The organism is Rosenbergiella sp. YN46, from assembly GCF_036620675.1.
GTDB lineage: Bacteria > Pseudomonadota > Gammaproteobacteria > Enterobacterales > Enterobacteriaceae > Jejubacter.
On sequence record NZ_JAZHEE010000003.1, the window covers coordinates 168,680 to 189,466 of the forward strand.

The 20,787-nt window shown below is 52.3% G+C and carries 17 protein-coding genes and 1 pseudogene; 12 read left to right on the top strand and 6 right to left on the bottom strand.

What is annotated here, in order from left to right; all coding sequences use genetic code 11:
* Positions 1-67 precede the first annotated feature (67 nt).
* The 5 genes and pseudogenes from V3W49_RS04170 to tssH all read right to left on the bottom strand — a co-directional run.
* Positions 68-655, bottom strand: coding sequence for a fimbrial protein (locus tag V3W49_RS04170; protein WP_500143860.1), 588 nt, complete (start codon positions 653-655; stop codon positions 68-70).
* On the bottom strand, positions 646-3,234 hold the full coding sequence (locus tag V3W49_RS04175) for a fimbria/pilus outer membrane usher protein (protein ID WP_500144018.1): 2,589 nt from the start codon (positions 3,232-3,234) through the stop codon (positions 646-648). Before V3W49_RS04175 ends, V3W49_RS04170 begins: the two co-directional genes overlap by 10 nt.
* Positions 3,235-3,360: 126 nt before the next feature.
* Positions 3,361-4,101, bottom strand: coding sequence for a fimbrial biogenesis chaperone (locus V3W49_RS04180; protein WP_500144019.1), 741 nt, complete (start codon positions 4,099-4,101; stop codon positions 3,361-3,363).
* Between the two features lie 110 nt (positions 4,102-4,211).
* Positions 4,212-4,748, bottom strand: coding sequence for a fimbrial protein (locus V3W49_RS04185; RefSeq protein ID WP_500143861.1), 537 nt, complete (start codon positions 4,746-4,748; stop codon positions 4,212-4,214).
* Positions 4,749-4,938: 190 nt separating this feature from the next.
* Positions 4,939-7,518 (bottom strand): annotated as a pseudogene (gene tssH, locus V3W49_RS04190) (type VI secretion system ATPase TssH); the annotation flags it as partial.
* Between the two features lie 374 nt (positions 7,519-7,892).
* Between tssH and tssF the strand changes: the two are divergent.
* From tssF to V3W49_RS04230, 8 genes are all read left to right on the top strand, one after another.
* Complete coding sequence (gene tssF / locus V3W49_RS04195; protein ID WP_500143862.1) at positions 7,893-9,773, top strand: type VI secretion system baseplate subunit TssF; 1,881 nt, start codon at positions 7,893-7,895, stop codon at positions 9,771-9,773.
* Positions 9,770-10,846, top strand: a complete 1,077-nt coding sequence (gene tssG, locus V3W49_RS04200; RefSeq protein ID WP_500143863.1) for a type VI secretion system baseplate subunit TssG — start codon at positions 9,770-9,772, stop codon at positions 10,844-10,846. Before tssF ends, tssG begins: the two co-directional genes overlap by 4 nt.
* On the top strand, positions 10,843-11,913 hold the full coding sequence (locus tag V3W49_RS04205; RefSeq protein WP_500143864.1) for a type VI secretion system protein TssA: 1,071 nt from the start codon (positions 10,843-10,845) through the stop codon (positions 11,911-11,913). Before tssG ends, V3W49_RS04205 begins: the two co-directional genes overlap by 4 nt.
* Positions 11,914-11,916: 3 nt before the next feature.
* Positions 11,917-12,897, top strand: coding sequence for a fimbrial protein (locus V3W49_RS04210; RefSeq protein WP_500143865.1), 981 nt, complete (start codon positions 11,917-11,919; stop codon positions 12,895-12,897).
* A 26-nt stretch (positions 12,898-12,923) separates the two neighbouring features.
* Positions 12,924-14,267, top strand: coding sequence for a GlcNAc-transferase family protein (locus V3W49_RS04215; protein ID WP_500143866.1), 1,344 nt, complete (start codon positions 12,924-12,926; stop codon positions 14,265-14,267).
* Entirely contained in the window at positions 14,264-15,997 is a 1,734-nt protein-coding gene (locus tag V3W49_RS04220) for an OmpA family protein (RefSeq protein ID WP_500143867.1), read from the top strand. The genes V3W49_RS04215 and V3W49_RS04220 overlap by 4 nt, the downstream gene beginning before the upstream one ends.
* A gap of 20 nt (positions 15,998-16,017) precedes the next feature.
* The gene (locus tag V3W49_RS04225) at positions 16,018-16,503 is read left to right on the top strand and encodes a DcrB-related protein (protein WP_500143868.1); all 486 of its coding nucleotides are present in this window, start codon (positions 16,018-16,020) and stop codon (positions 16,501-16,503) included.
* Between the two features lie 64 nt (positions 16,504-16,567).
* On the top strand, positions 16,568-16,783 hold the full coding sequence (locus V3W49_RS04230; protein ID WP_500143869.1) for a hypothetical protein: 216 nt from the start codon (positions 16,568-16,570) through the stop codon (positions 16,781-16,783).
* 47 nt (positions 16,784-16,830) lie between these two features.
* Here V3W49_RS04230 and V3W49_RS04235 read toward each other — a convergent pair whose 3' ends face one another.
* The gene (locus V3W49_RS04235) at positions 16,831-17,010 is read right to left on the bottom strand and encodes a DALR anticodon-binding domain-containing protein (protein ID WP_500143871.1); all 180 of its coding nucleotides are present in this window, start codon (positions 17,008-17,010) and stop codon (positions 16,831-16,833) included.
* A 203-nt stretch (positions 17,011-17,213) separates the two neighbouring features.
* On the opposite strand from V3W49_RS04235, the gene V3W49_RS04240 reads away from it, so the two are divergent.
* The 4 genes from V3W49_RS04240 (at position 17,214) to V3W49_RS04255 (ending at position 20,775) form a co-directional block, all read left to right on the top strand.
* The gene (locus tag V3W49_RS04240; protein WP_500143872.1) at positions 17,214-18,215 is read left to right on the top strand and encodes a hypothetical protein; all 1,002 of its coding nucleotides are present in this window, start codon (positions 17,214-17,216) and stop codon (positions 18,213-18,215) included.
* On the top strand, positions 18,215-19,357 hold the full coding sequence (locus V3W49_RS04245; protein WP_500143873.1) for a BamA/TamA family outer membrane protein: 1,143 nt from the start codon (positions 18,215-18,217) through the stop codon (positions 19,355-19,357). The genes V3W49_RS04240 and V3W49_RS04245 overlap by 1 nt, the downstream gene beginning before the upstream one ends.
* Positions 19,357-20,496 carry a DUF4056 domain-containing protein gene (locus V3W49_RS04250; protein WP_500144020.1) on the top strand — a complete coding sequence of 380 codons (1,140 nt, stop codon included), beginning with the start codon at positions 19,357-19,359 and terminating at the stop codon, positions 20,494-20,496. The genes V3W49_RS04245 and V3W49_RS04250 overlap by 1 nt, the downstream gene beginning before the upstream one ends.
* A gap of 63 nt (positions 20,497-20,559) precedes the next feature.
* Positions 20,560-20,775, top strand: a complete 216-nt coding sequence (locus V3W49_RS04255) for a hypothetical protein (RefSeq protein WP_500143875.1) — start codon at positions 20,560-20,562, stop codon at positions 20,773-20,775.
* Positions 20,776-20,787 lie beyond the last annotated feature (12 nt).

Below are 20,787 nucleotides of genomic sequence, written 5' to 3' on the forward strand. Positions count from 1 at the left end.
CCGTTATAGATAAAACTTTCGTTTGCTTAATGGCTGGTATTTTCAATCTCCCGTTCAGTGCCTCCCATTATTTATAGACAAGTTCTACACCTGCTGCCGCCCGGACTTTCCCTGGCGTTACTGCAGCATTACCATTGGCATAATAACTTGCGGTAAATCGATGGGTTAATGGGTCACCTTCTGAAGAAATAATGTAATCCTGCCCGGTACTGGCATTATCAATAACTACCTGACTTTCATTTTCCTTACGCAAGCGAATCTGTACATTACGGCTAAAATCAGCGCCGACATCATTGACCAGATTCCCGGTCAAACTGTCTGCGCTGGAAACGCTGCTATTAAAGAAAAGAGTGATGGTTCGACTGGCAGGGCAGTCTTTCAGTGTAATGTCGAAAGGTTTACTGCCTGCCTCAGCACCATTTTTACTAAGAGTATTTACTGACACCCTGCTTAATAACACCGTTTCATTATTAGTTCTATTATTAATAACGACATTGCAGGTTTCATCAGTATAATTACCGGTGAAATAGACATCCATTGAACAGTTCGAACTGCACGAGGCTTCGGCAATAGCCGCCGGCCCCCAGAGTAACGCCAGATATAAGCCATAGCGAGTATATTTTTTTGCTGGCGAACTAATCATATTTAATGACATACAACACCTACCTGGATAACAGAGCCGGAGGCCTGGTTAATTTTACTGATGAGGCTGGAATCGGAATAGATAGTACAGAGACGGTCGCCTGCTGCATTTCTAACGTACAGATTTTCTTTGTCAGCCTTCCATCCGCGAACAAAAGCCATACCGCTCTGGCCAATAATTCCCAGACTTACATTACGCTCATCCACAACATCGGCGCCAATAGGTAAATAATTATTCTGCCCATCACGCACAATCAGCACTACCGGAGCACCCACGAGCGTTTTGATATTCACCCGAATCGCCGCACCCATACGAGGAATAACCGTGTTTTCATTTTCCAGCACATCCACAGTATCAGGCAGGCCAGCAGTATCCAAAGCAATCGTATTTTCATGGTAAGGGCTCAGCGACGGCATAATTGCATAGCCATTTCCGTCAATGCGCGAACCATAACCATTAAGCATTTTGGCGCCTTCCGCACCAGGGGCATTCACCAGTGCGAATGGCAGATCTCCCAGTCGCGGCCCCAGCGTCAAACCGCCGCTATGGGCGACCAGGCTACCGTTCCCGGTGAAGGAAATCTGGCGCGACCTGCTCCCCACCGAAGCCGTTGAGCCAAATTGCCCCCAGCTGGAGTTATAGTTCACGTTGCCGGTAAACACGCTCTGAGCCGAATCATTGCGTACTTTATTTACCGACGCACCTATTCCATAGCTCAGCTCATTCTGCTCGCCCTGGCTACCGATGGCATTCATCTGAACGGAACTTGCTCCGTCGTTATCATGCGACACTGAGGAATAAAAGGTGTTAAACAGCGGCTTTTCAACAATGGTGCTATGTCCCAGCGGGACACTAATCGTAAACATTACGCTGTTTACATCACGGCCATCACTGTTAAAAGCCCGCGCGGCCGCCACAGACCAGGTGAAATATCTTTCGCTCTTGTTATAAGTCAGCATGTACTGGCTCGATGAAGAACGCGAATCCCAGTAATTGTAGAAATTACCGGAAAAGGTAATACGCGCACTATCCCACAATGGCTGACCAATATTCACCGAGAAACGCTCTCGGGTGCGATAATCCACCATAAAGTGATCCTCGCGACTCCCATAACGCGCTATGGAAGCATCCCTGAAGCTGTAAAAGCCTTTTGATGAATAGCGATAGGCCGCCAGCGTCACGTCGGTATTGGTTGAATCCAGATATTTACTGAAACCGATATTATAGCTATTACCTGACGACGAGCGTCCCTGGCCAAGCTCACTGCGTGCGTGGGTGGCGTCCATGGAAATACCGCCCACCGGGGTATTAAAAGCATGTCCAATACCTAACGCCGTATACCCGTCGGAAAGCTGCCCACCACCATACAGCGTGTACATATTGCCCAAACCGTACTGATAAAACCCCTGGGCGACGCCTGGACGCTCACGCAGCGAGTCATCTCGCAGTTTCCCCACTGTTACGCCGAAGCGAGAGATACCCTCGCGTAATAGCATGGGTGGCGCGGAATAGGGTATCGACTGGGTTCTGATACGTCCATCCGCTTCCATAATAGTCATCAGCAGATCGCCACCGTAGCCCATAGCACCGATATCGCTCAGTTCAAAAGGGCCAGCAGGTACCGTTGTTTCATAAATCGTCTGGCCACGCTGAGTCACGCGCACCCGGGCATTGGTCTCGGCTATCCCGCGCAGCAGCGGCGTATAATAGCGCAGTCCATCCGGCAACATGCGATCGTCGGATTGCAGCTGAATACCGCGAATAGACAGACTGTCGAACAGATAGCCGCTGGTCGTGCTGTCGCCAAGGGTCAACTGGCTCTTCAGCGCCGGTATATCACGTTGAACGTAGGTGAATAAATTCTGAGTATGGGTCGATTCATTGCGAGTCCAGTTGGTGTTGATACGCTTACGCAACCGCCAGCCATACATATTCACACCGGCTAAAATACCGAGGTTGCCGCTTACCTGGTGACCATCGTTACCACGAAAGCGCTCTGTGCTCTGCTGTGCGTAAATATTCGCGTTATAATCCAGCATGCCCATGGACACGCCGCTCTGCCAGGCATTGGGGTCGGTATAGCCGCGTGGGTACTGAACGGTGTAGGCCTGAGGAATCACCAAATTGAGATAGAAATCCCCTGCCAGATAGTCGGCCCGGGCCCCCTCCGGTACCCATTGTTCAATAGGCGCGCACTGCGCCTTTGCCTCAGACCCTACCAGGGTTGTCGGCTCCTGAGAGACTTTCACCCCCAATTTTACGAGCTGTTGATAGGTAAAGCAGGGTTGGGCGCTGGCGCCCTCGGTGGGGGAAACAAAAGAGACAGTATGCTGGCCCCGACTGTCGCCATTAACGACCACCTGCACCACAAAGTCACCCGCTGGATTAGGGTTCCCTTGAGAATAACGGGAAACGTCCACGCTAACGCCATGAATAAAATCACTATTGAACCGAACATTTTTACTTCCGCTATCCTGCGGACTAGCAACAGTAATATCGGAACCCTCCTGGGCCCCTACAGAAAAGCTGGCACCTAAAGAAGCAATAAGAATATGGCGGATCGCAGACGCTATTAGCGTTTTACGCTTCATCAGTCGCAAATATGTTTTTGACTCTGTCGGCTTCACTTCTCTGACTCCCTTAACAGAACCTATACCGGCCCTTTAAAAAATATATTCATCCATGACAGCGGACTTTATTCTTATAGAAATTTACCCTTACTCATTAATTATCATTGACTGACCCTGGGAACGCGTTAACGATAATTTAAGCACGCTACCATAATCATTAATCAAATTTACACTGGCACCGTTGACGCCAGCTGTTGATGCATTCTTACTGGAAATGCCGAACTCTTTACTGGACATGGGGGCAATCATATCAACATTCAGGCTAACTTTGCCGTTACCCGTATTCAGCGCAGCCGAATCAAAGGAAAAATAATACGGTGTCGGGTTTGTTACCCGCAAGCCTTTGCTGGTCAACGTCCAGGTCAGTTTCCCTGCCTCCTGAGCACTGGTGCTTTTCAGCGTACTCGGGCGGTAGAAAATTTTAATTCTGGTGCGGAACGCTAACTCCAGACGATCGGAATTGGCCGCCTGTTCATTCACCGGTGGGATTTCCAGCAAATTAAACCAAAATACGGACTCGCGATCCTGTGGCAGGTTCATACCATTATAAATAAGACGAATGCTCTGCCCCTTCCCGGGCTCCACGCGATATACTGGCGGAGTAACCGTAAATGGCACCTGCATTTTGTTAATATCTTCATTCTTACTGCCGTCATCAACCCAGACCTGAACCAAAACAGGCAAAGAACCTTTGTTGGTTGTCCTTACCGTTTTCTCCCGCTCACCGCCCGGGAAAATAATACGAGTTCCGGAAATCGTCATTCCAGCAACGGCCAACTGTGTCGATAATGCCAGAAAAATAATTATCGTTATAAACTTAGAATACAATACCTGCAAATATTTCATAGCAACAATCCATGTATTACACATTTAGCCAGATAAGATTTGATAGGGTGGCGAATATTCGCCACCCAGAATTAACTAAACCATGAACTCAATTACGGATAAACGAGGGTGTAATTGGCTCTGGCCTGTACTTTACCCGCAGTAGTCTGACCGGTTGCATAGTAACCACCAAAGTAACGCATGGTCGCCGCGCCACCAGATACAGCGGCAGCAGCACCAGCTTCACCCAGTTTCAGCTGCTGCTCGTCAGAGTTGTACAGACGAACCTGAACCTGACCTGCTTTACTGCCAGTGCCAGTGAAGTTATTGGTCAGGTTACCAGTGGTGCTATCCATACCGGTGCTGCCAATCGCTTCAAAATGTGCAGCAACCTGGGTAATAGGAGCCGGGCAATCCTCAACTTTAATGTCGAAGCCTTTAGAGCCAGCAGTATCACCGCTCTTAACCAAGGTCTGTGTAGAAACCTTCGGCAGCTCAACAACGATATCCTTGTAACCGCTGGAGATGGTACAGGTATCAGAAATCAGCTCACCATTAAAGGTTACAGTGCCCTGAGTATCCGCAGCCAGAGCAGAAGCGGAAGCCGTAGTCAGCGCCAGTGCGCACAGTGCCAGTTTGAATTTACGCATATAAATATTCCCTATTTTAGTATTACGATAAAAGACAACGACATACATGTCGTTTATTTACAACAACTAATTTCCTTGTTGACTATTTCGTTGGCAGGCCCTCCATTTAAACCACAATTTCAACACCTGTTTCTTCCTGAACCGTAATATGCATTTCCGAGCTATCTTTGACCGTCGCTCTATCCATATTTAAAACAGCACTGCCGATCTTCGGTAAAATATTTTTTTCTATAAAGCGAATAAGCATCCTGGCGCCGGTTTCCGCTACCGGACACCGATCAACGACATGTTGAACCAGTGCATCGCTGTATTTCAGCGATATATCATGATGCTCCCGAGCCCTTGCCACAATACGATCAAGATGAATCCTGACTATATGCTGAAGAGACTCACGCTCTAACGGTAGATAAGGGATAACGCTTACCCTACCTAAAAATGCTGCCGGGAAAACTTTTAGTAATTCCGGCTGTAATAGCGCCAACAGACTCTCTGTTTCTGGCATAGTGTCCGGATCGGCACAGGCACTACTTAATATTTCGCTACCAACATTACTGGTCAGCAAAATAATCGTATTACGGAAGTCAATCTGTCGCCCTTCCCCATCTTCCATCGAGCCTTTATCAAAAACCTGGAAAAACAGCTCATGAACATCCGGATGCGCCTTTTCCACTTCATCCAGCAACACAACGCTATAGGGTTTACGACGTACAGCTTCAGTCAGAACGCCGCCTTCGCCATAGCCGACATACCCTGGCGGCGATCCCTTTAGCGACGAAACGGTATGCGCTTCCTGATACTCACTCATGTTAATCGTGATTAAGTTTTGCTCACCACCATATAGCTGACTGGCAATCGCCAGCGCGGTTTCAGTTTTCCCCACGCCAGACGGCCCCGCCAGCATAAAGACGCCGAACGGCTTTTGTGGATCGGCCAGACCAGCACGAGCAGTCTGAATGCTCTCACTCAGGCAGGTCAGCGCATATTCCTGGCCAATTACTCGCTCCGCCAGTCTCTGGGGAAGCTCCATCACCGCACTGACGTCATCTTTCAACACCTGGCCAACTGGAATACCAGTCCAACTGGCTACGATGGCTGCAACCACGCTGGCATTTACCTCGGCCTGCACCAACGGCTGCTCATGGCGGATCTCACTTAACGAGCATTCCAGCTCGTTCAGACGCTCCTGCAGCTTCGCCACCGTTTCCGGCTCCTGAACCTCTTCACCCGCTGTCGCATTCAGCAATTGCTGGCGGATTTCATTAATGCCGGCAACCAGTTCGCACTCCTGCATCCAGCGCTGATCCAGCCGCTCCGCTTCACCGGCATATTCGCTAATCGTGCTCTGAATACCCGCCAGTCGCTCGCCGTCTTCTTTACCAAAATGAACCGCCTTTTCCAGCAATGACAGTTCCGTTTGAGCTGACTGACTACGAAATTTGAGCATCTGCAGTTCAGTTGGCGGCGAATGCTGCGCCACAGCAACCCGGGCGCAGGCGGTATCCAACAGGCTGATTGCCTTATCTGGCAGCTGGCGAGCCGGGATATAGCGATGAGAGAGGCGTACGGCCGCACGCAATGCTTCATCCATGATCCATACCCCGTGATGACGCTCCAGAACCGGCAATAGTCCGCGCAACATCGAGATCGCCACATCTTCCGAAGGCTCTTCCACCTGGAGAACCTGAAAACGTCGAGTCAGAGCGGGATCTTTTTCAATATGCCGCTTAAATTCGCTCCAGGTCGTGGCACCAATAGTGCGCAGTTGCCCACGCGCCAGCATCGGTTTCATCAGATTCGCAGCATCGCCAGTACCGGCATTGCCACCAGCCCCCACCAGCGTGTGTACCTCATCGATAAACAGAATGACGGGTTCAGCAGAATTAACCGCCTCTTCCAACACGGCTTTTAAGCGTGCCTCGAATTCCCCTTTCATGCTGGCACCGGCAGACAATGCCACCACATCAAGCGTCAACAGTCTGACATTCGACAATGAAGGTGGAACTTCACCTGCGGCGATAGCCAGCGCCAGTCCTTCGACAACAGCCGTTTTACCCACACCGGCTTCGCCGGTAAGCAGCGGATTGTTCTGGCGGCGGCGCAACAGAATATCCACCATGGTATTGATCTCTTTATCGCGCCCCAGCACCGGATCGATCTTGCCTTCTCGCGCTAGTGCTGTCAGATCGGTGGAATACTGAGCCAGTCCGCCGCCACGAGACTCGCCGAGCGCATTACTGGCTTCGCCGGGAACGCCAGCGCCTCCCGCCACGCTGTTATCGCTGGCAATATCGTCTTGCTCTTCGGATTCCCGAATAATATAACCAAGATCTTTACTTAAATTTTCCAGCGAAATCTTTTCAAACGCTCCGGAAATTGCAAAAAGCGCCCGACGTAATTCCATGGTAGTCAGCAACGCCATTAATAAATGGCCGCTGCGGATACAACTGTTATGGCATTCAAGACTGGCGAACACCCATGCACGTTCAATCGCCAGTTCAATATGATAGGAAAAATCCGAAATAGCGCTGGCACCTGAAGGAAGCCGCGTTAATGCCTGAGCTAAATCACGCTCCAGCGTTTCCGCATCTACTTCAAAATAGCGAATAATATGCCGCAGGTCAGTATTCTCCTGCTGATACAACTGAGTTAACCAGTGCACCAGTTCAACATAGGGGTTACCGCGTAATTTACACAACGTAGTCGCGCTTTCTATGTTTTTAAACAGCGTCGTATTCAGCTTACCAAATAGATTCTTCCGTGTTATAGCCACAATAAAACACACCCTGTTTTAATTAATTTTTTATGTCATAAAAGTTAAAACCTTTAGCACCATCGAAAGTCTGGAGCTACAGCCGCCCACTTCATGGACAGGGAAACTGTTATTGCCAGAAAATAGTAATGAACAACGCCAAAAATAAAAACACTCCAGACGCCCCCTCCTCCCTTTTAAGAATACGGCCCGAAACCCATTCTTAAATTAGTTAACATAGCCACCGTGCACGTCGTAAATTTTATTTTTACTTTTAAAATCGCAACACAAAGAAAGTGTGAACATATCTTCCAGAAGAACATTACCGGACACGCCAGAAAATATCTTCTGGCTGTGAAACGCTGGCCCACATACTACAAATAACAGGGTTACACGTGGAACATAATTTTCTTGATTACTACAACCAAGAGCTGACCTTCATCAGGGAGATGGCGCGCGAATTCGCCGATCGTCACCCCAAGATTGCTGGTCGCCTGGGTATGCACGGCATTGAAGTCGCCGATCCTTATGTCGAGCGCTTAATCGAAGCTTTTTGCTTTCTGTCCGCCAGAACGCAAATAAAACTGGACGCCGAGTTTCCTAAATTTACTCAGCGATTACTGGATATTACATATCCTAATTACAACTCACCGACACCGTCGATGGGGGTAGTACAACTTCGCCCCAATCTGAGCGAAGGCGATCTGACCCATGGTTATACCATTCCGAAGCGTAGTGCCTTCTATAGCCGCATTCTGCCAGGAGAAATGAGTCGCTGCGAATTCCGCAATAATCAGGAAGTGACTCTCTGGCCGTTAGAGATTGTGGAAGCCCGACTGACATCGGTTCCGCCCGATATTCCGAATCTGACGGATTACCACATTCACCATAACCGGCTGAAGGGGGCGCTACGCCTTAAGCTCCAGCTTCAGGGGGAGTTGGTATTCTCTGAACTTAAGGGACTGGATCAGCTACCTTTTTATATTCAGGGCGATGAACGGGTTGTCTCCCATACCTTTGAGCTATTGCATGGCAGCCACGTTGCGACAGTTATCCGCTCTGGCGATCGCGATACCGCCCAGTATCACGTGGTCAGCAAACAACCGCTAAAATTCGAAGGACTGGCGCCGGATCAAAGCCTGCTTCCCTTACAATGGAATATGTTCCACGGTCATACGCTGTTCCAGGAATATATCTGCTGCCGCGAGCGATTTTACTTTTTCTCGCTGACCCAACTTGCTGCGGCTCTGGAAAAAAACAACACGAACCAGGTCGAGATAATTATTCTGCTGGAAAAATTACCACAGGATTTGGTTCCACATCTTAACGCTTCGCGCTTCTTATTGTTCTGTACGCCGGTAATTAATCTGTTCCCCAGAAGAGTAGATCGCATTGAAGTTAATCGTGCGCTGAATAATTTCCATATCGTCCCCGATCGCAGCCGACCTCTCGACTATGAAGTTTTCTCAGTCAATAAGGTCATGGGGCTACAGGCGGAAACCAGCGAAGAGCTAACCTTTAACCCCCTCTACCAGACCCGCCACAGCGATACCGGAAACTTTGGCCGCTATTTCTCGGTGCGACGTGAACTCCGGGCCAAAGAGAATAGCGTGCGCAAGTACGATACCCGCACGCCATACAGCGGCACCGAAATATTTATCTCGCTGGTCGATCAGCAGGAGGCTCCGTACAGCGAGCATATCCGCTATCTGCTGGTCGATGCGATGGTCACTAACCGCGATTTGCCACGTCTGCTGATAAGCTCCGGCAGTTTCGATCTCACGATGTCCGACTCGGTGCCTGTGCACGGCGTCCGCTTCGTCAGTTCACCCAGCGCCCCGCGCCCGCCGTTCGCGGTGGGGGAAGCCGCATGGCGCCTCATCCGCCTGCTGAGCTTTAACTATTTACCGCTGTCAGAAATGGCCCACGCTCAGGGGGGCGAGTCGCTGCGTAACATGCTGCGCCTGTTTACCACTGCGGCAGATCTGGAGTCCATTGCACAGATCGACAGCCTGGTCGGGTGTAAAACAGAGCCGGTCGTCCGTCGCCTTAACGGTGACGGGCTGCTGGTATATGGCCGCGGCGTACGTTGTAGCCTGACCGTGGATGAAGAAGGTTTTTCAGGCGTCAGCCCTTATCTGTTCGGCCTGATTATGGAGAACTTCCTGTCCCGCCATGCGGCCATCAATATTTTCACCGAAACCGAACTGCACTCCATGCAGCGCGGTTTGGTTGGGCGCTGGAAGGCACGCCCGGGTAAACGAGGCGCGTTATGAGCAGTATTATCGCCCCCTGTGACGCTGCGAGCCCTGAAGGGCTGGCACAGTGGTTCAATCCTGAACTCCCCTGGGAAGCGGGATTCATCAGTATTATGCGTGCCATTGCGGCACGCACTCCTTCCCTGCCTGCACCGGGAACGGCCACCCTCCCCAGCCAGGAACGCTTCCGGTTGGGGCAGGATGCCAGCACCACCTTTGCCCCCCGCGAGATCTCCCGAATCAACTGGCTGGACGACAAAGTAAACATTCAGTTATACAGCCTGGGAATCTGGGGCGCTCAGGGCGCAATGCCCCTGAATCTGTCTGAACTGGCCTATTCACGCAATGCCCAGCACGATCGCTCGCTGAACGACTTTGTGGATATCTTCCACCACCGGGCACTGTCTCTGTTTTATCGCGCCTGGTATCTATCCCAGGATACCGCAACGCTGGATCGTAAGGACGACGAACGTTTTTCATTTTACGTCGGCAGCCTGGTGGGGCTCGATCCCATCGAGTTAGATCCTGCGCCGCTGCCAGTGCACGCTCGTCTGGCCACCGCTGCCCACCTGATCCGCGAAGCCCGAAATCCGGATGGACTGCTTGGCGCCATGCAGCACTATTTCCAGGTATCGATCCGTATGGAAGAGTTTGAGTTGCAGTGGATCTTCCTGGAGCCTGGCGATCAAACCGCGCTTGGCGACGATCGCGGCGCCACCCTGCTGGGGGATGGAGCCATCCTTGGCAATACAGTGCTCGACCGTCAACACAAATTCAAACTGGTGATGGGTCCCCTGACGCTGAATCAATATATGCAATTCAGCCCCTGGGGCGCCGATATGCCGGTACTTCGGGAACTGGTACGCAGCTTTATCGGTTTCGAATATGCCTGGGATGTGCAGTTGGTGCTGGCACCGGATCAGGTTCCCATATCTTCCCTGGATGGCAGTCACCAGTTGGGCTACGCCACGTGGCTCGAACGCGAACGGCACGACGTGCCGGTCTATGGCATGAGCTTTGAACCTGAAATGTATCAGCACTCCTCTTCCATCGATTCATCATTATTACAGAGAGATATGCAACGCGTATGAACGGAACTCACGGACTGAATTGTTCAGACTATTATCAATCCCTGATACAGCCACTGGCGGGTGAAGCCCCCTGCGGAGAGAACCTGGACTACGATCCGGCGTTCCTGATGCTCCAGGCTCGCCTGCAGCCGAAGCTGGATGTGGAATACGGCAATTTCACCGAAGCCGCGGAACCCGTGAACTGGGCAGAAACCGAACGTGAATGCCAGGCCCTGCTGCAGAAGAGTAAAGACGTCAGGCTGGTTATCATTCTGATGCGCTGCCGCTTACGCAAGGTAGGATTGAAAGCACTGACCGAAGGGCTTGAAGCGCTACACGCCTTACTGATTACCTGGCCAGACGATCTCCATCCACAGCTCATGGATGAAGGCGAGTTCGCGCCAATGCTGCGCGCCAACGCATTTGCCGAACTGGAAGACGCCAGAGGTCTGTTGGCCGATCTGCGTAATCAGCCTCTGCCGAAAGCTTCCGGTTTGCAAATTACCGTTAAAGAGTTCGAACGAGCCCATGCGGTTCCCAGAGAAGAGGGCGCGCTGGCAGAAGCCACCGTCAACGCCCTGATTCACGACTGGCACCTTAACGCACGCGATGAAATTAGCCCGCTGATTCAGGCGCGCCATTTTCTGCAAGAAATCAAAACGGCACTGGCCGCTCCTGAAGGTGCGGAGGTACCGGAACTCAGCGTTCTCGACGACATTCTACGCCTGTTCGCCAGCGAATTCGGTACAACAGCCTCCACAACACCGACTCACCAGGAAGAGGAAGTACAAGATCAGGCTCCTGTTGCTCAAGTCCGCGACGAGCCCCCAATTACCGAAGGTGCCCCGGCAGTACACGCACCTGTGACCACCCCAATATCTTCAGCACCACGCCGCGGTATAGAAAACCGCGCCGAGGCGCTGCACCGACTCCAGGAGATCCGCAGTTGGTTCGCGATGAGCGAACCCGGTAGCCCTCTAATACCCGTACTGAAATACGCCGAAGCAAGCATCGGTAAGAACTTCACTGACCTGATACAAATGTATCCCCCCGAAATCATCGCTATCCTGAATCAGGATAAGGAGTAACTTATGGTAAGGATTCTCACGACACTGATCGCTGCTTTCCTGCTAACACCGGTCGCTATGGCGGTTTGTACCCTGGATCCCAGATACGGGCAGCCCACCATCCTGCGCATTGGCTCGCAAACGATCCAGGTGCAGGCCGATGCACCGGCTGATACCTCCACGCCCATCGCTCGCTATGACAGCCCGGCGCTAACCCAGATGATCATGTACAATCACTGCGCAGATGGTTCTGAATATGGCAAACTGCCTCTTAATCTCGGTACTCAGGATACCGCCACTGAACTCTATCCCACCCAGGTTCCGGGAATCGGCATTAAGCTGCTCTGGAGTAACGGTTCCGCATTCGGTCACTATCCGTCACGCGGGTCGATACCAGCCTCAGTTGGGTTTAACTGGCCGGTAGGATCATTCTTTCGTATCGAGTTCTATAAGACGGCTGATAGCCTGCAATTAACCAACCCCAACGGTGATACGGTACTACCGCCAAACGACATTGCCTATAACTACGTATTGAACGCCAACCCGGCTACGTATGCCATGAAGCTGGCGATTGGCGAAATTAAAATTGTTAGTACCCCGACCTGTACCCCAGATGGCGCCAAAACTATCGACTTTAACGATGTGACGCCCACGCTATTAAAGTCCGGCGTTGTTCGCCCCCTGAATTTTAATATTGTCTGTAAAACTGATTACGGCTCATATTCCTCTGCGGCATCAATCACTACGACGACACCAGCCGCCGATGGCACCTATATCCGCGCCAGGGATGCCAACGGCAACATGGATCGGCTGGGGATAAGAATAACTAACGCAGCCGGGCAGACGATGAAGGTCGATGGAACTAACTCCGATTCCAAAGCCAGCGTCACAAGTCGCGCGCCTGCGGAATACCGCTGGCTGGCCACGCTTGTCCCGGGAGCTCAAGCCACACCTGCTGGCGGCAAGCTCACAGCCAAAGCGGAAGTCATTTTCGACATTCAGTAAACCCGATGTTTGTAATGGATCAGGGAATGATGGATAACGCCCCCACTATTTTTGTCAGTATGGCCAGTTACCGCGATCCGGAGCTAATCCCAACGCTGCGGGATATGCTGTGCCATGCCGCCCGGCCTGAATACCTGCATATCGCCATATGCTGGCAGGATAACGAAGATTTGAGCCTGTTCAGCCAGGCCGGACTAACGCCAGAGGGCACTCGAACCGTAAACAACCGCGTCATCTATAGCTATAGCTACCGACAGGCGCGAATTGATGTCATTAGCGTGCACTATTACACCAGTCGCGGCGCCTGCTGGGCGCGTCATCTGGCGGAAACGCTGTACGAAAATGAACGCTTCTTCCTGCAAATCGACTCCCACTGCCGGTTTATTAGCAACTGGGATCGTGAAATGGTGGCAATGCACCAACAGCTGCAAAAAATAACGGCGCATCCAATTCTGACCACCTACCCGCCTCCATATACTCCGGGAGATGATGAAGAAGCCAGTAAACAGACCTACATCAGTCGCCTGACCTTCCGGGAATTCAGTCAGGAAGGTCTGCCGATGTTAAGTTCACGACCCTTTACCGCTTCCGCGCCAATTCCCGGTAGTTATCTGGCCGGTGGCTTTATCTTTGCTGGCGGCGACTTTGTGAAAACTATCCCTAACGATCCGCAAATCTTTTTCGCCGGAGAAGAGATAGCTATGGCGGTACGTGCTTTTACCCACGGCTATGACATTTTCCATCCCCACCGGCTGTTGCTGTGGCACTACTACCAACGCAAGAGCTGTCCCAAGGTCTGGGGCGATCACGATAACCAGGCCAAAGAAGAAGGACTGGTGGATAAAGCATGGTGGGAATGGGATCGGGTGGCGAAAGAGCGGGTGAGAACGCTGCTGGGGTTGGAGGAAACAGATGCGAAGACTCTGGCCCCCTATGGACTGGGCAATATACGTACGCTGCGCCAGTTCGAATATCGGGCGGGGATCTGCCTGCGTCAGGGTACAGTGCTACCAGAAGTCATCGATCCAGACTATTGCGCTTACTTTGCCGCGCCGCCTGACGATGACGCGCACTGGCTGAGCCGACAGTTTATTTATAACAGTAAACAGGTGTCGATGGAAAAAAGCCTGTGTGCTAATCCACATACAGAAAGCCTGTGCGTCAGCGTCTACACACAACGTAATACGCTGATGTATAAAAAGATGTTGGATTCCACCGAGCTGGCCAGACTCTGTGCCGACAGCGATAACGATGAAGTCTCCCTCACCGTTAAATTCAAAACCAACACGATGGAAAAACCCAGCGTAGTGCGTATCTGCCCCTGGTCAGACAGTACCGGCTGGGGCGCGGTGACGGAGCAAGCCTGGTGAAAAGCGCAACTTTCTTTAACCAACTAATGGGAATCGATACTCTGCTCTCTTTGGATGGAGTGATTCCATCGTTATCGGACTTCCAGCGCCGGCTCATCACGCTGCTGGAGCAGTTTAACAACGCGCTGATTGCCGAAAATTCCCCCCCAGAACAGCGGATGGCTCTGTGCCGCCTGCTGTGTAGCTATCTTGACAAGCGTATTGAGCTCTACCAGCAGAACAAGTCTACCGTGTGGCAACGCCATGCGCTGACCCACCATTTCTACGGCGACGAAGCGCCAGAGCATAGTACACCGCTTTCCGAACAGCTCAGCGCACTGATAACGACTCATGGCAAATCCCTGGACTCCTTTGCACGTACCATGATGGCCGCACTGGGCCAGATTGAAGGGCATAACGAAACGCTGTCCGCACTGCGCGCCGCTCATCCTCTTCGTCCTAAGCCCCCGGATAATCAGCCCACGCCGCCGAAGACGTCCCAGCGAGCGCTGGTATTTATCATCGGTCCATTTGCCGGTAAATGGTTTAATCAGTCCGATCTGATAATGGATGGCGACAGCGCCGTAACCTGGGCGCTGGCAGCGGATCCGGCAACCCTTGCCGCACGACTGGCTCATCTGGAGTCACATCCGGAAACGCCAGATATACTGACTTTTTTCCCGCTGCTGGCCGATGGCTTCGAACGTAACCAGGTACTGGTCGAACACATTAAGCAATGGCAGCGTGACCTGGCTTCCCAGACGCTGCAGCGCCGCCTGCCCTGCATGGTGGGGCTTTACACGCGACTTAGCTTGCAACGCAGCCCGCACGATCCGGATCGAGCCGTATGGACAGGAACGCTAACAACGCAGTCCCGAAGTACGACGACGCTGGAAGTGCAGCTATCGATTCTGAGCGATGAACTGCGCGTCCGCGACGATGGGGGGGATATTTATGACCTCCAGCGTCGCGCCCTGGGCCACACTCTTTTAAGCTGGTTATCGGAAAGTCGGGCGGAACAAGCGCTACAGGAACTGTTTGACGCATCTCCACTCTGCCTGACCAGCGTGACTCTGGCCGACTATGGGCAGGGATTCACGCGCCACGGCAGTTGGTCCCGCTGGCTTGCCGAGCGCTACGGTATTCTGCCGGGGCTCTCCTCCACCCTTGATATGCCACCACTACCGAAAATTCGGCTGGCATCCGTCGCTGATGCAACCCCCATCGCCAAAGTGCCGCTTCCAGAAACACCTGAATCTCCACGCCGCCGCTGGCCCAAAATAGCTGCATTGCTGTTGGCACTGGCTGCACTGGCAGGCGGATTGCTCTATCTGTACGCTCATTTAAATACGCAGGATGTAATAGGTAACACATCCTCAGAAGACAACCTGAAATCTTTCACGCTGTCCGGTGCTATGCCGATGTTCGAAAAAGGCAGCAGCACGCTGATACCCGGCAGCGAAAAAAAACTGACAGAGATCGTCCCGGAAATCACCCGTACCCCGGGGCAAATCTTTCTGATTATCGGGCATTCGGATAACACCGGATCGTCAGAGATCAATATGACGCTTTCCATCGAACGCGCCCGCACCATCCAGAAATGGCTGGTGGCCCATACCGGCTTACCGGCTAATCGCTTTATTGTGAAGGGAGCAGGTAACAGCAGCCCCCTCGCCAGTAACAATACCAGGGAAGGACGTGCGCAAAACCGCCGCGTCGAAATAATCCCGCTATCTACATCAAGGCAATAACTATTAAGAGAGACGCAGGTATGAGTAATAAACTCGTGACTTATCCTATTAACGAAGGCACTTTTATGACGCTTGATCCGCAAAACGATCAAAGCATCAATATTCTTCGCTACTTCGATGAAGGCGCTAATCAGTATAATATTATGGTTAACCGTGCGACGCTGGAGCCAGAACAAACCGTAGACGACTTTTGTGAAAAGCAATGGGAGAATATGAAGCGCTTTGTGCCCGGCTTTGAAGTCGAAGGCAAAAACCTGAAGCATGAGATTGGCCCCTCCAGACTGCCGGTGCTGCAAACCGCCAATAAGTTTCTTGAAGACGGAAAATGGGTGAAACAGATCTCCTCAATTATCACCCTGCCTCACCATCCACAGCAGAATCCCGACTCGCGCAAGCTGCTGGTCTTCACTCTGGCGTCAAACGGCGAGTTCACCGAAGCGCAACGTAAACACTACGTACGGGTCATTAACAGCTTTATTCCGGCAGAAGCGCCGCTCGGAATATAAAGCTAACCCTTTCCCGATACGCGAATGGCGCGCATACTGCTCCTCTGCAAACAGAGGAGCCGGTATGACCCGATCCCTACGCGATATCCCAGATGTGCGCGACGGCCTGACGCAAACCGAACGCATCGTGCTGTGGGTGTTGCATAACACTCAGCGCGAACTGGACGGACGCTCCGTCCCCACCGCCATGCTCTATGGTCGGGTAGTGGAACACATCAATATCAGCCAGCAGGAGCTTATCGCCTGCCTGCAACGGCTGGGGGCCGGAGATCATAAGTAAAAAGGCGCCGCCGAAAACGGGGCGCCTTATGGTTCAGATATTATTGGTTACATCCACTCGACGGCCTGAATCCCTATAATTTCCAGTTCCTGCCGCCGCGTACGCTCAGTGAGCGCTACCCTATTCAGGCAACTGACGCGCAGCGTCAGAGATTCGCTGTTCAGTACCGGACAGTCAGTGTAGAAACGCGAATGTTGCCGGTTTATCTCATGACAGCCTAATGACATTATTCATAAGAGCAAGAAAACACGATACTAACATAAATATATCGTTACTTATTCGTTCAAGCCTAAAAAGCTTCTTTGCGATTTATATCTATCTCACAAAATAAAGAAAGAACACGCCTAAAGCGCACCTTTAGATAACATAAAAACTGCAAAATTTTATATATTCCGAAATTCATAACCCCTTATAAATATTTACGACAACAATGAAAAAGCGCATGCTTATTTCGCTGCTTGGTGCCGCAACATTTTGTTCTCTGGCTCACGCAGAAACCACGCCCGCTGCGGCACAGCCCAACCAGAATAGCGCTGCTGTCTCCTCCGGCTCTTTTCTTCCGCTATTAGGGGACGAAGCCCGGGCCCGGGGATACGATCTGCCGGAGCCGTTTGGGATCAATTTTAACTACATGAATATTCGTCAGAATATTGACGTCGACAGCATTCACTTCTCTGGATTGGGGATCGGTAATATCAACCTGCCGTCCAACCTATTCGACATCAATGTCGCGAAAACTCGCCAGCGCAGCACTACCCGCACAATTAAGCTGGATGCCTGGATACTGCCGTTTATGAATATTTATGGCATTGTCGGTAAAACCCGCGGCAGTTCATTATCCAAAGTTTCCGTTGATTCCAACCCCTCTTCCCAGAACGGCCTGATTAACAAAATGATCGCCGGTGTTATTCACGGTATGAATAAATCTGGCGACCTGCAAAATTTAGATTTTAAACTGAAGTTTAAAGGCGATACTTTCGGCGTGGGAACCGTGTTCGCCGGTGGATACGATAACTGGTTCGGTCTGCTGGATATGAACTACACCCAGACCCGCTTTGACATTCTGGACGGCAGTATCGATGCCTTCACTCTTTCGCCACGCGTCGGCTATCGCTTTACATTACCGCCGGTTCAGGCCCTGCATCTGGGCGAAAGCCATCTTAACGTCTGGGTCGGCAGCATGTACCAGAATGTCCAGCAGGAGTTTAAAGGCAAGCTGAGCGATCTCCACATGCCCGGCAACCTGCAATCTCTGATGCAGATGGCGGACCAGAAAGGCAACGGACGCTTTGACGTTAAGCAACACCTTGAATCCCCCTGGAACGTACTGGTCGGCGCCAGCTATGAACTAACCCGTAATTTTAATATCACCACCGAAGTCGGTTTCGCTGAACGCAACAGCTTCTTTATGTCTGGAGAGTTCCGCTTCTAATGCTCCGGCATTGCCTGGCCGCCACATTATGCTGTCTGATCTTCCATCAGACCGCCCATGCCGATAGCTTGCTGCCTTCCCGAAAACGCATGGACGCCTGGCTTAACCGACTGGGCGCAGACGGGAAATTCGACGCCAGCAAAGGCATCGACTGGGGGGTTATGCCCGGCCCTTTTTATACCCCGGAACTGGGGCTGGGCATTGGTGCAGCAGTGGTTGGCCTGTACCGCCCCGACGACAGCGGCCCAGCGACGCAAAACTCGACGCTCTCGCTAAGCGGCTATGTCAGTTCTACCGGCGCCCTGGGGCTGAGCATGAAAAACTATGCTTTTTTCGCCAACGATCGCTGGCGAGTTTTTCTTGATGGCGCGCTGGATAACACCCCGACCTATTACTGGGGCCGCGGTTTCCAGGCTGGAGCACGCGACAGCCACAAACAAAAATATACGGCACAGGCTTTCAGCATTCGCCCGGACCTTTATCGGCGCATCGCGCCGGATACCTGGGTGGGGATTGGCTGGTCATTCGCTACGCTACATGCCGGGCGGATTGACGATGCCCGCACCGGACCGCTGCTGAAAGAGCCAGACGGCGCTTCAATTACCAGTTCTGGATTCAGCGCCAGCCTGAACTACGATTCCCGAGACTTCGTCCCTAATCCACGCCGGGGCCAGGCCCTGTTTATACGTTACACCCGCTATACGCCCGCTCTGGGCAGCGACACCCGCTTTAATGAATATGAGAGCCGCTATAGCCTGTATCACCCCCTGGATCAGCGCAATACTCTGGCCTGGGAGGTGGACGGCCACTTTACCCAGGGAGACATCCCGTGGAATATGCTGCCGCTGCTGGGCGGCAATCACCGCATGCGTGGCTATTACGAAGGCCGCTACCATGACCGCAATGTCGTCAGCAGCCAGCTGGAGCTGCGCCATAAACTCAACTGGCGTCACGGCATTGTCGGCTGGATCGGCGGCGGTACCATGTCTGCGCGGTTCAGCCAGTTGGGCAAAACGCGCTGGCTGCCTTCTGCCGGGGTGGGTTATCGCTTTGAATTTAAACCGCGTATGAACGTCAGGCTCGACTTTGGGGTCGGCAAAGGCAGTAGCGGCTTCTATTTTCAGGTGGGAGAAGCGTTTTGATCGTTCGAGTTTTAACGCTCTGCTTTGCGCTGTTTAGTGCGTTTGCCATCGCCCGTATTCCCATTCCAACGGACTTCAGTAATCCGCCGCGCCAGCAGGCGAGCCGGGCCTGGCCAGTGACGTCCCCGCTTCCCCGACCTGACGGATTACGCCCCTGCTGCGCCTTCGGATATAACCTGAAGGCTATCGCCTTCGGAATTCCGTTGCCGTTCTATAGACTCAACAATGTAGTGGAGGCTGATAACATCGGCAGGCATCGCTATAACGACAGCGCCTTCGCCGCACTGCTGAATCTATCAGGACTGGGTAGCGAAAATAATGGCATTCTCTATACCCGGCGCGGCGGTTTTATCGATATTGCGCACGTCCGCGATACCGCGGATATGACGTTCTGGTTGTTTAGCCAGATCCAACCGCGGCTGGGTCAGAACGTTAAACTGACGCTGGGTGAAGAGCTAGCCCGGCGCGAGATTCGACTGTTCGCCTTCTCCCCGCCTTCTCAACCCGCCAGCCGTTATACGCTCGCCGCCTGGCTGGCCGCGCGTCTGGCATACCAGGTCGCGGCCTGGCATGAAGTGGCGCAGTGGTATGGCTATGAATCGGTCAGCGGATTTTCAGAGGCCGTTTCCGCCTTTTCGCCGGAGGATCTCTACTCTAACCTGCTCGGAGCGCGAATTGCGGCCAACCTGATTCTGACTGGCCATGCCACTTCAGTCGGGGAATACAACACCGCGATGAACACAGCGCTGACGGATGCGTTACTTCAGCTTGATGCGCAACCTGCCGCACAAACGCGGAAGCATTTCGATCGCATTGACGGCCTGTGGTGGAACAGTCACTGCCGGGTTCCGCAAAAGTTTCTGGTGTTAAGACGGGATTACAATACGGGAAGCCAGCGCTTGCCGACGCTGCCACCGGGGGAAAGCGCTCCGCCACAATCGCTGATGCTGCCCGAAATGCTGGATGGCGTATCGCTGGCACATATTGGTGAGCTGCGGCTATGGCCGGGTAAATTCATGAAACAGCTCCCGGTGCCGACGCGTTTCTATCGCTATAGTGACTTTCCGGCCCTTGCGAATATGGCCAGAATCATCGACGCAGAACAACGATATCACGTAAACAGCGTATGCGAGCAGTGATCTCTGCCAGAACATGCCCGGATTCATCTTTCACACTTTTCAGAGAACAAACATACTGAAAGTATGAATATACCATCACACGATATCCCAGATGTGCGCGATGGCCTGACGCAAACCGAACGCATCGTGCTGTGGGTGTTGCATAACACTCAGTGCGAACTGGACGGACGCTCCGTCCCCACCGCCATGCTCTATGGTCGGGTAGTGGAACACATCAATATCAGCCAGCAGGAGCTTATCGCCTGCCTGCAACGGCTGGGGGCCGGAGATCATAAATAAAAAGGCGCCGCC